Below are 15724 nucleotides of genomic sequence, written 5' to 3'. Positions count from 1 at the left end.
ATGAAGATTTTTATGAAAGAAGCCCGTCATATTAGAAAAAAAGTACTTTCTGACATAGAAAGCGGCAACATTTCTTTGGAAGAAGGAGTAAAGCGGATACAGCAGCTTGGTTTTCATTCCGCAGGGGTTAACGGACAGGCGATATATTATCAGACGGTCTGGCAGCGGACAGATCTCAGCATTCATGTAAAAGGCGGCCGGCGTGAGGGCAGCCTTTTATTATTTGATAAAAATGAAGATGTGAGTAAAGAACTTGCTGCATTGCATGATACAAGGGTTATTTTGGTTAAGCCGGGGAAAGAGTTTCGAAAAACCGGGGACGGTGTATTTGAAATCGACCCCCGCTCTGAAAAAGATTACATAGACCTGTTAGGATGGCTTATAGAAGAAGAAAAGTCAGATATACGGGAAGCGGTGCATTTATGGTCAGACATGCCGTTTGAAAAAACAGAGAAAGCGATTCGTGAACAATGCGACAGCGGAGTCAATTCTTTGTTTTTATTACAACAGGCGCTCTTCAAAAATAACTGCCGCAAACCGATCAAGCTGTTATATGGATATTTTTCGCATCTTTCCGGAGAACAGCCTCTTTACGCGGCGGCAAGCGGATTTTTGCGGACATTGCAGCTGGAAAATCCGTTAATCTCAGCAAAAAGCATTGAAATGGAGCAGTCAATAGCAGCCGTTCACGCAGCTGATATCATACGCAATGAGCTGAGTGATTTCCAGCCTTCAGATGTAGAGATCCGTTATAAAGACATGCAGCGTTATGTCAAACACCTCAAAACGTATGAACCCGAAAAAAATTCCGGAAGCGGAGATGTGCCGCTGAGAGAAAATGGAGTATATATTATCGCGGGCGGCGCGGGCGGATTAGGATTTACCTTTGCAGAATATTTGGCTTTTCAAACAAAATGCTGCCTTGTTTTAACAGGAAGATCTCCGCTTTCAGACCATATAAGAAAACAGCTGAGGCGATTGGAGGATGCCGGTTCTTCAGCTGTTTATGTTCAGGCTGATATTACCAATAAGGAAGAAGCCGAATATGTAGTCAAAAAAGCCAAAACTTCTTATGGAAAAGTAAACGGGGTCATTCAGGGCGCGGGAATCATCCGGGACTCTTTCCTTCTTAACAAGTCACGAGAGGAATTCGATCAGGTAATCAGACCGAAAGTATTGGGTACGATGTGGCTGAATGATGCTGTTGAGAAAGAAAATCCTGACTTTTTCATTTGCTTCTCCTCTACTTCCGCAGTGTTGGGAAATGTCGGGCAATCTGATTACGCGTTTGGAAACAGTTATATGGATCATTTCATGAATATGCGTTCTGCCCAGCATTCTGATACGATTTCTCTCTCTCTGAACTGGCCGCTGTGGAAAGAAGTCGGCATGCAAGTGGATGAGCGAACGGTAGAGACAATGAAAAAGGCGGGTTTTTATCCTTTAGAAAAAGAAGAAGGTAAAGAAGCGTTTGCAGTCGCATTGTCCTCCGGTTTTTCGCAATTTACTGTATTTTACGGAGATGAGCAAATTGACAATCATGTTCATCAATTATATGAACGAAAAGACAATATTCAGGCAGATGAAGGAACAGGGAGAAATATCGAATCATTTGATTCAGAGAAACTGACAGCTGAAACATCTGATTTTATCATAAAAATAATTGCTGCAGAATTCAGGATGCCTGCGGACAAAATAGATGCAGAAGAGGCATTGGAAAAATACGGACTTGATTCCGTTATGATTATCAATATGACGAATGAGCTTGAAAAACATTTCGGCGCGCTCTCAAAAACGCTGTTATTCGAATATCAGACTGCGGCAGAATTGTCACAGTATTTCGTTGAGGAGCACAGGGATACTCTTCTTCATAAACTCCGGTTAGGAGTAAACGGGAGCAGCACCCCATCTCAGAAGAAAAAAGATAATAAACAGACAGCCGATGTTAACGGGAAACAGAAAATCCAGATGAAAAATCAGGTGCAGCAGGAGAAGTATCATGACAATGATATCGCTATTATCGGTATCAGCGGACGTTACCCGATGGCAAATGATCTTGATACTCTGTGGGAAAACTTATTGAACGGTAAAGACTGTATAACTGAGATACCTGAGGATCGGTGGGATTCGGGGCTGCACTATCAGCCTGCGGCGGGCGACGAAGTAAAAAACCAAAGCAAATGGGGGGGATTTATTGACGATGTGTATCATTTTGATCCGTTGTTCTTTAATATTTCTCCTGCTGAAGCTGAATTAATTGATCCGCAGGAGAGACTGTTTTTAGAGACGGTTTGGCACACCATAGAAGATGCCGGGTACGCAAAGAAAACGCTTGAAAGAAAAAACGTCGGTGTTTTTGCAGGGGTTATGTACGGCCAATATCAGCTGTACAGCGTTGGTCACGAAGCGGCCGTTTCTTCCTCATATGCATCAATCGCAAACCGGGTATCCTACTTCTTTAATTTCAGCGGGCCAAGTATTGCTTTGGACACGATGTGTTCCTCATCATTAACGGCTGTTCATTTTGCCTGTGAAAGTTTAATCAGGAATGAATGTGAAATTGCAATTGCAGGAGGCGTCAATTTATCCATTCATCCTCATAAATACGAACTCCTGACTCAAGGCGGATTTTTATCCAGTGATGGCCGGTGCAGAAGCTTCGGTTCAGGAGGAGACGGCTATGTGCCGGGAGAAGGGACAGGTGCCGTGCTGCTGAAACCTGTAAAAAAGGCTATTGCCGACGGTGATCAGATTTATTCAGTTATTAAGGCAACAGCGATCAACCACGGTGCTAAGACGAATGGATATACTGTGCCGAATCCAAAAGCTCAAAGTGAGGTCATTACGAGAGCCTTAAAAAAAGGATGTATTGATCCAAAAAGCATCAGCTATATAGAGGCTCACGGAACAGGCACCGCGTTAGGAGATCCGATTGAAATCACCGGTCTGACCAAAGCATTTTCAGGTGCCGAACGCGATAAGAAGACATGCGCGATCGGGTCGATTAAATCAAATATCGGACATCTTGAGGCTGCTGCAGGCATAGCGGGCATTACGAAAGTTATTCTTCAAATGAAGCATAAAACGATTGTTCCGTCACTGACTCATTCTGCTGAATTGAATGAGAATATACCGTTTCAAAAAACACCTTTTTATGTACCGGACAGTGCAGAAAAATGGGAGTCATCCGTTCCCAGGCGTGCCGGAATCAGTTCTTTCGGGGCAGGAGGAGCTAATGCCCATGTTATTTTAGAAGAATTTGCGGATGAAGCTACCTCTCCTCTCGCGGCTGAAGAACCTGAACAGCTTTTATTTGTTTTTTCTGCAAAAAATGCCGAAAGGCTGGCAGAATATGCAAAACGCGCAAAAAAACATATAGCAGCCAGAGATTATCCATTAGAAACACTTAGAAATACAGCATTTACTTTACAAACCGGGAGAGAAGAAATGCCGCACAGATTGGCTGTTATCGCCTCCACAAGAGATGAATTGCTTAAAGGGCTGACAGACTATACTCTCGGAAATGCGAGGGATCATATTTTTACAAGCGGCAAAGACACAACAGAAGCTCAAAGGATGAACAAAGCTGAAATTGAAGAAGCAGCCGCAAACAGGGATCTTGTGAAGATTGCTGAATACTGGGTTGGCGGTAACGGAGTAGATTGGCCGTCACTTTATAAAGATGTCACTTTGAGACGGGTATCAGCACCGGGATATCCATTTGCCAAAGAGCTATGCAGAATAGATGCGCAAAATACGGGAAGCCGCCGGATGAACGTAAATAACGATCTGCATCCTTACATTTCATGCAATATATCTGATTTTAAAGCCCAGAAGTTTCTTATCAATGTAAGCAATACCGATTTGTATATAAAAACAAAGTATCAAGACAAGGAAATGTTTCCGTTTCTCAGCCAGATTGAAATGGCGAGAGCTGCCGGAGCGATGGCTTCAGGGAATCCGATTATTAAATTAACTGAGCTCTCCTTTAGAGAACCGATGTTACAAAGCGGAAGCAATGAGCAGATCCGGATTGTATTAACCCCGGATAATCAGGGTGCATCGTATTCTATAGAAAAACAGAGCGACTTATCCATTTATTCCTCAGGGCGGCTCGAATTAGAAGGCGGGGCGTACGAGAACGGAAATATTCATCTTGAGCCGTTCCTGTCTCAGGGCGCAGACCGTATACCGTACGAAGCGTTTTATCAGCGGCTTGCCGAATTCGGATACAGCTGCAGTGACAGTCTGAAAGCCGCAGAGCACTGCGTCAGCAGGAACGGACAGGTGCTTTTAAAGATAAAAGCAAAGGCCGGGCCGAAAGGGTGCATAATCAAACCGGAAGTGATTGAGAGCGCATATCAAGCCGTCGTATACCTTGCGGGGGAAAATGCCGGAGAGACCCCGGAAAATATTAAAGAATGTACGATTTTTGATCATGAGACTGAACCCGTTTATGTATATGCAGAACAAACTGAAGAAAGCGATTCGGCTTATGATGTGTATGTATTAGACAATGCCGGCGGGATTTTGATGGAACTGAGCGGGCTGGTTTTTGGCGAAAAGCCTAATAAAAATGTACGTTTTTATGAGCATAAGTGGGATCAAAAAAACCCTCTGATTGAAATGAAAGATAGGGAGCCAAAAACAATTCTGGTTTTTGCAAAAGATGAAGCATTGGCTGGAGCTCTGAAAAATCAATCAGACAGCCGTGTCATTCTCGTCACGCCGGATCAGCGGCAGACCGATCAAAATCTGCTGACATTCTGTATAAACCCGGAAGTGACGTCAGATTATATTCGTTTATTCGAAGAATTGGAGAAAAAAGGGTTTTCTCCTGATGTCATCTTGCACACGGGAGAAACATTTTACGCGGGTGACCGCCTTCTCAGCGGCCTGGAATCAATTTTTTATTTATTAAAAGCCCTGAGCGCCCGCAGTGACGCCTCTCTTTATCTTCATTCTCTGCTTCTTGTTCACTCTTTTAAAAAAGGCGTGAATGATCCGTATACGGGCGCTCTTGCAGGCTGTTTAAAAACGGCAAATATGTTGGTGCCATCCGCAGAGAATGTGAAGTCAATCGGTTTTTCAGAACGTATATCAATTGAAAAAATGGCTGAATTTTGTCTTAACGAAATGGTTTCAGGCGTGGAACGGCAGGCGGAAGAAGTTAAATATATAAATGACAAGAGGTATGTTAAGACATTAAAGGAGTATGTATTCAATCATACAGAGCACTCTCATCAGCTGAAACAGAAAGGGATTTACCTCATAACGGGCGGTTTGGGCGGTCTGGGCCTGATTTTCGCAAAATATTTAGCCTCTCAGTATCAAGCAAAATTGGTATTGACGGGAAGGTCACCGTTAACAGCTGATAAACGCCATAACATTGACCGGCTGCAGGCGCTTGGAGGGGATGCGGTATATTATCAAGCTGATGCCGCAGATCAAAAGACGATGGGACGGGTCATAGAAGAAACGAAACGGACTTGGGGCTCCCTTCAAGGCGTTATTCATTCAGCTGGTCATGCCGATGATCGGTTATTTACAGAGATGAATCTGACTGATTTTACGGAAGGCATGACTGCTAAAATTGAAGGAACGGTATGCTTAGATGAATTAACGAAAGATGAGCCGCTTGATTTCTTTATCGTATTTTCTTCTATTTCTTCGGTCTTCGGAGATTTTGGACAGGTTAACTATGCGTTGGGCAATTATTTTCAAGATCAATATATAAATTGGAGATCCGAACAGAGCCGCCGGCAAGAGAGACAAGGCAAGAGCATTTCGATTAACTGGCCGTTGTGGCGTAAAGGCGGAATGCATTTAAACAAAGAAGCTGAAGACGCATATCTTTCCGCATCCGGGTTTGATTATTTGGAAACGGAAGAAGGGATAGCGGCTTTTGAGACGATTTTGGCATGTGACTGTCCGCAAATTTCGGTTGTTACCGGGGATGCCGGAACAACACCAGCAAAAAAAGATCTGCCGCATCAAAAAGTAAATACACTTCCGGCTCGTCAAGAGGAAAGTTCTTATACAGGACCGGATTCTGCAGACAATGTCCTTGAAGAACTGAAGCAAATGGTATCGGAATTATTGAAAATTAACATTGAACAGCTGGATACGGCAGAGAATTTCGGCAATCTCGGCTTTGATTCTATCAGTTTGAAAACATTAGCTGTCCGACTGAATAAAAAATACAAGCTTAAGCTGACACCTGCCGTTTTCTTTACTTACAGCCATATAAAGTCTCTTTCGGAATTTCTAAACAGTGAACTGCGTACTGTTGCAAAAGGGAATACAGATGCAGAAAAAAACATTTCTGAAAAAAGGAAAGTGCACGCCGGGAAAACCGCAGGGAAAACCGTGAAGCCGCCGCGAAGTTTTCCGTTTGAAAAAAAGACAGCAAGACAGGCTGACCATCATCCGGAGAAGCAGCCGGTTGCCATTATCGGGATGAGTTGTGTTTTTCCGGGAGCAAAAAATGCAGATGAGTTTTGGATCAATTTAATCAATGAAAAAGATTCGATTCAGGAAATTCCCCCGGATCGATGGGATTGGAAAAAATACGCCGAAGGCAAAGGAAGCAGCGAAGTACATTCGAAATGGGGCGGATTTATCACAGATGCCGATAAATTTGATGAGGCGTTTTTCAATATTAATCCGCGGGAAGCAGAACTCATGGATCCTCAGCACAGAATTTATTTGCAGGAAACCTGGAAAGCGATAGAAGATGCGGGTTACAAAGCTTCAAAGCTGTCCGGCAAACATATCGGGGTGTTTACGGGCATTCAATTTAATGATTACCGCCAGCTGCTGATGAGGCATTCGGACGGGGCGCATGCGTTTGCGGGAACCGGAAACAGCCAGGCGCTCATCAGCAATCGTGTATCCCACTATTTTAATTTCAGAGGTCCGAGTGAGTCCATTGATACAGCCTGCTCAAGCAGTCTTGTAGCAATCCACAGAGCTGTGCGCTCGATTCAAAATGGTGAAAGTGAGCTGGCGGTAGCAGGCGGGGTTTCGCTGCTTTTAGATCCAGTCACGCATATGTATACCGATAAACTCGGTATTTTGTCTAGGGACGGCCGGTGTAAGACGTTTGATAAACTTGCCGACGGTTATGTCCGCGGTGAAGGTGCAGCTGTTCTGTTATTGAAACCATTGCAAGCGGCAATGAATGACAGAGACAATATTTACGGAGTCCTGAGAGGAACCGGAGAAAATCACGGAGGAAGATCTGCTTCATTGACCGCTCCGAACCCGGAAGCTCAGGCAGAACTGTTAACGTCTGTTTATAAAAATGCCGATATTCCTGTTGATACGATATCTTATATTGAAGCACACGGAACCGGAACAGAACTGGGAGATCCGATTGAGATTGAAGGCTTGAAAAAAGCGTTTGGATCTTTTGAGCCGCATCCAGGAAAGAATCATGACCAATATTGCGGCATCGGTTCAGTAAAAACGAATATCGGTCATTTAGAGCCCGCCTCTGGAATGCCGGGGCTGATTAAAGTATTACTATCCATGAAGTATAAAACATTGCCTGCCACACTTCATGTCAAGGAACTGAACCCTTACATTCAATTAAGCGGAACACCGTTTCATATTGTCAATAAAACTATGAAGTGGGCCAGATTAAAAGATCGAAAAGGAAATGAAATTCCGCGCCGTGCCGGAGTCAGTTCCTTTGGATTCGGCGGGGCAAATGCTCATGTCATCGTGGAAGAATTTGAATACGGACAAGATAAAGCAGTAACTGCCGAGCGGGATCAAATCATTGTTCTATCGGCCAAAACAAAGGAAAGGCTGATGGTTAAAGCCAAAGAGTTAACAGCGTTTTTACATGAAGAACTATCAGTTCAATTCAGTCAGCAAGAGGTGCAGGAACGTGATGTGCAAGAGGCGGTTCGGGAAGCGGCAACGGGTATCCTGCGTTTAGATACCGCAAATATAGATGCAAAGACACCTCTTTCGGAATTCGGATTTGATCCGTTGGCTTATTCCGAATTAATCTCTTTTATAAACCAAATGTACGGCACAGAAATATCACTAGACATATTTCAGGAATTAATGACCCTGAGCGAGCTGTGCCGCTATATCAGCAGCGTGCGGAATCGATCAGCTGATAAACCGTATAACGGCAATTTTAGAGAAAAGTCCGGAATCGGTCTTGAAGAAATAGCATATACGCTGCAAACCGGAAGGGAACCATTTGAATGCCGCCTTGCGATCACTTGCTCGAATATCGGAGATCTTCTTGAAAAATTAAACGGTTACATTCAGGGGAGCAGGCTGCAAGGTGTTTATGAAGGAAATGTAACGGATTTTGATAGTCTGTACGCTCCTTTATTCGGCGGCCCCGAAGGTCATGCATATGTTCAATCACTGATTCAGCAAAACAAGCCGGCCAAACTGGCTCAGTTGTGGACGATCGGTTGTGAAATCAGCTGGGAAGACTTGTATGAGGAGGAACTCAAACCGGTTAAACGGCCTCTTCCTCTTTATCCTTTCAGCAAGAACAGACATTGGATTCATTTAAATAAAGATGAAGCGCAGAAGGCTGAGGCTTTCTCGAACACTGAGCTTCACAACTCAAATAAAGATACAGCAGATGGAGAAATCATGTCGCTTCTTGAAAAAGCACAAACAGGTGAGATGAATACGAAAGAGACGTCAGAGCTGATAGAGGAGTTGCTTTTCCATGAATGAAAAAACGATGCAAATTGAGCAAATCGTGAAAAAGGTGAAAGAAGGCAGCCTGACGCGTGAAGAAGGGCTGGAATTAATTAAGAGCTTGGGGAAAACCCATCTATATGAAATGGTATGGGATAGACATGAATTTAAAGGCAGTGAAAAATTCCCGAATACGAAAGAGCCAATTTTATTTTTTTGCAAAGACGACAGCATGTATACCGTAATGAAGAGACAGCTTGAAGGTTATGAGGCGCCTTTCATTTACGTGACTTCCGGCGAGCGTTTCGAAGATTGCCGGAACGGTCGTTTTAAAATGAACTTTGCAAAAGATGAGGATTATGATGCGTTATGCGGGGTTTTGCGTTCTCAAAATATAAGACCCCGCCATATTATTCATTTTTTAGCTGCCGGGCTCTTCAAAAATACAGAAGATGCAATGAGAAAGCAGCTCAATAAAAGTCTTTTTTCCTTGTTTCAAATGTTTCAGGCCTTCATGGCGAACAAACTTTGTCCGAAAGCAGAAATTTTGTATCTGTATGAAAATGCCGAGGGCGAGGTTCAGCCCATTTATAACGCGGTTGAAAGTTTTCTTAAGACCGTACAGGCCGAAAACCCGAATTTCACATGTAAGGCTGCAGAGCTGAAATCAATGTTTGACGAGCCGTTTACAAAGCAGCATATTGCAGATGTCATCTCTTTTGAATGGAACAATCAATGCAAGACGGACCACTTTACCTGTTATGAGCCGAGGCATTATTATAAAAGGCAGCTTAAAAGAGTAAAAAAAGAAGATGGGGAGAAACATAGTTTCAGTGTAAAAAAGAACGGTGTGTATTTAATTACGGGAGGAGCCGGCGGTCTCGGGTATCTGTTTGCGGAATATCTGGCGAAACAGGCAGAAGTCAAGCTGGTATTAACCGGGCGTTCCCCGGCATCCCGTGAAACGGCGCAAAAATTGAGCGCTCTTGAAAATCTCGGCGCTGAAGCCTTATATGTCCCGGCAGATATTTCAAAGGAAAAAGAGGCGGACGCGTTAATTAAGCACATTAAGCAGACATTCGGAGAATTAAACGGAATTTTGCACAGTGCCGGACTTGTTAAGGATGCATTTATCATAAAAAAAGCGAAAGAAAGCATAGAAGAAGTTATAGCGCCTAAAGTATTCGGAACCGTTTGGCTGGATAAAGCAGCTGAAGAAGAGCCTCTTGATTTCTTCGTTATGTTTTCATCCCTTTCGGCCGTTCTGCCTAATGCGGGTCAGAGCGACTACGCCTTCGCTAACGGATGTATGGACGGATTCACCCAGTATCGAAGCATGAAAGGACGTCCCGGGAAAACACTCTCTATTAATTGGCCTTTATGGGATGCGGGGAATATGACAGTTGGTCCGGCAGAGCTGCAGGCTTTAAGACACACGGGGCTGGAACTTTTATCTGCCCAAGCAGGGCTTGCCGCTTTTCAGGACAGTATGAGCCGTTCTGCTTCTCAGCTGGCTGTTATCAGCGGAGACAAAGATAGAATAAGTGAATTACTTTCAACTGACCATAAAAAGATAGAGACTGTGCCTGAAAACAACAGTCTGCCGCAATTAAATGAAAAAGATCTGAAAAAGCAAACGGTCCGTCTATTGACAGAGATTGTCGGTGCGGAAACGGGAAGACCGGCGGACAGCATTTTACCCGAGGATACATTTGACCGTTACGGAATTGATTCTCTAACGATTTTAGGTCTTAACTCCCGTCTGGAAAAGTATTTTGGAAGAGTGTCTAAGACTCTTTTCTTTGAATACAGCAGTGTTGAAGAGCTGTCAGAGTATTTTCTTGAACACTATCAACATGAGTTGAAGAAGGCGTTTTTACCGGCAGCCGAACAGCGAATTGATCATTCGGCGCCGGCGAAACGGGAGAAGCTTTCCGTTTCCCGCATACCATCCGCACCTTCCGAGGAAGATATTGCAATTATCGGTATAGCCGGCCGCTACCCGATGGCAAAGGATGTGGAACAGTTTTGGGAAAATATTTCTTCCGGAAAAGATTGTATAACGGAAATACCGAAAGAGCGCTGGGATTTTCGGAAATATTATCACACAGGTGACAATGCCCGTCATGACAGCAAATGGGGAGGTTTTATAAAAGACGCTGATAAATTCGATCCGCTGTTCTTCTCAATTTCGCCTCGTGATGCCGAGTTAATTGATCCTCAGGAACGGTTATTTTTAGAGACAGCATGGCACACGTTTGAAGATGCGGGTTACACAAAGAAAAAGTTGAAACGGCATAAGACAGGGGTATTTGTCGGCGTCACCTACAGCCACTATCAGTTATTTGCAGCCGGTGCTTCAGATGATGAGGGGCGTCAGGCGCTCTTGTCTTCTTATTCGTCTATCGCAAACCGGGTGTCATATTTCTTTGACCTGCACGGACCCAGCCTTGCAATTGATACAATGTGTTCTTCTTCACTTTCTGCTGTTCATTTTGCATGTGAAAGTTTAAAAAGGGGAGAATCCACCCTCGCCATAGCCGGAGGAGTGAATTTATCCTTACACCCGGATAAATATACTTTACTTTCTCAAAATCATTTTGTTTCAAGCGATGGGCGCTGCAGAAGCTTTGGAGCGGGAGGAGACGGATATGTGCCGGGAGAAGGAGTCGGGGCCGTTCTTTTGAAATCGCTTTCTGCCGCAAAGGCTGACGGGGACAGGATTTACGGTGTGATTAAGGGAACATCTGTAAATCACGGCGGGAAAACAAACGGATACACTGTGCCAAATCCGGGCGAGCAGGCAAACGTCATCAGTGAAACTCTTGATAAGGCGGGGATTGATGCAGACAGCATAAGTTATATTGAAGCGCATGGCACCGGGACATCTTTGGGAGACCCGATTGAAATTTCAGGTTTAACCAAAGCTTTGCACAGCTCGAAAAGCGATTATCGTTGTGCAATTGGTTCGGTTAAGTCAAATATCGGACACCTAGAGGCCGCGGCTGGAATTGCTTCTATCACAAAAGTGCTGATGCAAATGAAGTATAAACAGCTTGCTCCTTCCCTTCATTCCGATAACTTAAATCCTAATATTGATTTTGAGGAAACACCGTTTTACGTGCAGTCTGAACTGACTGATTGGAAGACGCCGCAAAATCAAGCAAGAAGGTCGGGCATCAGTTCGTTCGGCGCTGGAGGATCTAATGCCCACATTATCATCGAAGAGTATAAGAATGAAGAAAAGATGGAAACGGTACAGAGCAACAAGGCGCAAATTATTCTGCTTTCTGCCAAAAATGAAGAACGGCTCAGACTCTTGATTGATGCATATATAAAAGAACTGGAGCCAAAAACGTCACTAGCTGATGCCGCGTACACCTCGCAGACCGGGAGAAACGCTATGGAAGAGCGGCTCGCTGTTGAGGTTAGCAGCATTGACGATCTTCGCAATAAGCTGACGATGTATTTGCGGTCAGATCATAAGTTAAACGGTTTATATAGGGGAAAGGCCCGCCGAGGCTCTGGTCAAAAGGATGCCCTGTCAGCCGCTCACTTTGAAAATGCAAGAGAAATGGCCATTCACTGGGTGAACGGAGGAGACGTTGAATGGGAAGAGATGTACACTGCGGAATTACCGAAGCTTATCTCTCTTCCTGCATATCCTTTTGAACGGAACAGATATTGGGTGCCTGCCGCAAAAGCAGCACAGAAACAGAAAAAAACAGGTGTACCGCAGAGTCTGCCCCATGCACCGACTGACTTATCATTTGATGTATTAAAAAAATCGTGGAAAAAACAAAAGGCTGCGCCTTCCGCTTTTACGAAAGGACAGGTGATGATCCTGGCTAATAGTGAAAGTGAGCGGCTTGCATTCGAATTGTTTGATTCAGATCCTCTGATTGAATCCGCTGTCATTTGCGCAGATAACTGGGATCAATCGGATGGGGAAGCCAAAAAAACGGTTCTAGCAGTCATAGAAGAAAATCCGGAAATCATCGGCATGATTGACCTGTCAGATTTGCGGAGTAATCAAAACGGGGCACGCACCGGCACAATCGGGAAGCTGACACTGCTGCAGGAAATCATAAAGACACGTAAACAGCTTTTCGTTTTACATGTGACAAGAGGGCTGCAGACATTTCTGAATGACAAGCCGTCGTTAGCCGGAGCCGAAACAGCCGGACTATATAAAATGCTGAGCGCGGAGTATCAAAAGATAAAATCAAAAACAATAGATGTAGACGGGCATGTCGGGACTGCGGCGGAACTGAGACAGGTAATCACAGATGAAGCTTGCGCTGACGGGCTGTATAGTGAAATCTGCTACCGGAACGGTGAACGTTATATTCCATACGTCGAGAAATTACATGCAGCGGAAATAAACCGGAAACTATCCGGTCTGCCGGTCTGCCGTACGGATCAAACCTTGGTTATTACAGGGGGAACAAGAGGGATCGGGGCAGAACTTGCCAGACATTATACCGGCAAGGGAGTCAAAAAACTTGTGCTGATGGGAGTAACCGACCTTCCGGAATCTGATAAAATAGCCGGCATGTTAGAAGACACCGATGAAAAGTCACCTCTTTATTCGAAATTACAACTGCTGCATGAGTTGGATCAAAAGGGAGTTCAGGTGGAAGTGTATTCCGGGCCGCTCACGGAAAAAGAAAAATTACATCGCTTCTTTTCAGAGGTGCGAATGAAGTTCGGCAAAATCGGCGGGGTGATTCATTGCGCTGGTGCAGCCAATCATTCGAATCCGGCTTTTATTCATAAATCTGATAAAGAAATAAGAGAAGTATTTGAGCCAAAGGTGCAGGGGATGCAGGTACTTCATGACATTTTTATTGATGACGAACTTGATTTCTTCATTTTGTTTTCATCTGTTGCGAGCGCTTTTCCTTTATTAGGCGCCGGAACAAGTGACTATGCCGCGGCGAACGCTTTTATGGATTACTTTGCGGCGTATCAGCATGCAGCCGGCAGAACATATTATCAATCCATTAACTGGCCGAGCTGGAAGGACATTGGAATGGGCGAGGTGACAAGTCCATCATATCAGGCACTCGGTTTACTTTCACACTCAACAGAAACAGGTATTTCCATGCTGGATGAAATCAGGACGATAAACGGATATCCATGCCTTATACCGGCAAAGACACATCCGGAGAAATTCAAGCTGCAGCAGCTGCTTCAGACAAGAATTCAAGCTGCTAAAAATAACCCGGATGCTGAGGAAAAAGTGATCTCTGGTCATGGAGACAATGAAGCTATGATCAGGAAGTTAATGGAGATTTTTTCCACGGAGCTGAAAATACCTTACGGGAATTTAGATCAGGATACGTCTTTTGCGGATTACGGAGTTGATTCAATCTTACTGGTTCAGCTTGTCAAAAAAGCGGAAGATGCATTTCAAATAAAAATTGAACCTTCAGCTTTTCTGGAGTATCCGAGTTTTTCACAACTGGGCGTCTATTTGAACGAGTTATTTGCAAGTGAGGGGATCAGTCCTCAAATTGATTCAGAAAACATTGAGGGTCGGAAAAAAGAGCAACATATAAATCAAAATGCTCCCGAAGTACGGGACAGCGGATCTCAAATGCAACAAACCAGTCTGAACCAAATCGCTATTATCGGAATGGGCTGTGAGTTTCCGGATGCTCCGGACACAGAAACGTTCTGGAGAAATTTGAAGAAAGGACAAAATAGTGTCCGTGAAGTCCCGGCGTCGCGATGGGATATTTCTTCATACTACTCTGACACCTATGAAAAAGGAAAAAGTATCAGTAAGTGGGGCGGATTTCTTCAAGATATTGAGTCTTTCGATCCCGCGTTTTTTAATATGAACAAAAGTGAAGCATCAGAGCTTGATCCGTTAATCAAAAAATGCCTTGAGGTCAGCGTCCAGACATTGAGAGACGGCGGCTATACAAAAGAAGAAGTATCAAACAAAGAAGTCGGCGTCTTTATCGGTTCGCGGACCGGGACGTTTATGTCCAAAATAGGTTCACCTTCAAAAAATACGATCGTGGGTATAGGACAAAATTTCATAGGCGCGCATATCTCACATTTTTTTAATCTGAAAGGACCGAATCTGGTTGTAGACACGGCATGTTCTTCCTCATTGGTCAGCGTCCATCTCGCTTGTCAAAGCCTGATGTCAAAAGAGTCAGATATGGCGATTGCGGGCGGGGTTGACATTTTGCTGGATCAAAAGCCTTACGTCATGCTGAGTGAGGCTCGGGCGCTTTCACCCGAAGGAAAATGTCATACATTTGATGAAAAGGCAGATGGATTTGTACCGGGAGAAGGATGCGGCGCAGTCCTTTTGAAAAGACTTGATGACGCCCTTGCCGAAGGTGACAGAATTTACGCGGTAATTGACTCCTCCGCGGTTAATAATGACGGACAGACAATGGGGATGACAACACCTAATCCGAAAGCGCAAAGCGCAGTGATAAAAAAAGCCCTGAAAAAAGGCGGAATTGATGCAGATACTCTCAGTTATGTCGAAACGCATGGCACCGGTACGATGATAGGAGATCCGATTGAATTAAAAGCGCTGACTGAAGTGTTCCGGGAGGTTACGGAAGAAACGCAATTTTGCGGAGTAGGCAGCGTAAAAACGAATTTCGGACATTTAATGAGCGCAGCGGGGATAGCGAGTATTATAAAGGTTGCCTTATCCATAAAAAATCAGATGCTCCCGCCGACATTACATTGTAAAACGCCAAATCCGCGTTTTAAATTTGATCAGTCGCCATTCTTTCCGAACACGTCTTTAAAAGAATGGCGTCCCAGAAAAGGGGTTTTGAGAGCCGGAATCAGTTCTTTTGGATTCGGGGGCACGAACGCACATATGATATTGAGCGACAGCCATCTCACGTTAGGATATGGAGAGACAAAAAGACACCCGCTTTCTCCGGTTATATTCAATAAGGAACAATGCTGGATCGACAATGGAGAAACTCCAGAAAAGGAAGAGTCAGAATTGCAGATTCCTTTACTTGATTTCAAAGAATTATAAAGAAAAGAAAAG

2 protein-coding genes are annotated in these 15724 nt (G+C 44.3%); both read left to right on the top strand.

Annotated elements, in window-relative coordinates; genetic code table 11:
- Window positions 1–12 precede the first annotated feature (12 nt).
- Window positions 13–8718 (top strand): SDR family NAD(P)-dependent oxidoreductase, encoded by an 8706-nt coding sequence (locus tag ACWJJ5_RS07050; RefSeq protein WP_454022303.1) that lies wholly within the window; start codon window positions 13–15, stop codon window positions 8716–8718.
- On the top strand, window positions 8711–15712 hold the full coding sequence (locus tag ACWJJ5_RS07045) for an SDR family NAD(P)-dependent oxidoreductase (protein WP_454022302.1): 7002 nt from the start codon (window positions 8711–8713) through the stop codon (window positions 15710–15712). Before ACWJJ5_RS07050 ends, ACWJJ5_RS07045 begins: the two co-directional genes overlap by 8 nt.
- Window positions 15713–15724: the final 12 nt, after the last annotated feature.

It is taken from the genome of Bacillus sp. JK74 (genome assembly GCF_053663395.1).
This window is presented reverse-complemented; position numbering and strand designations above follow the sequence as displayed.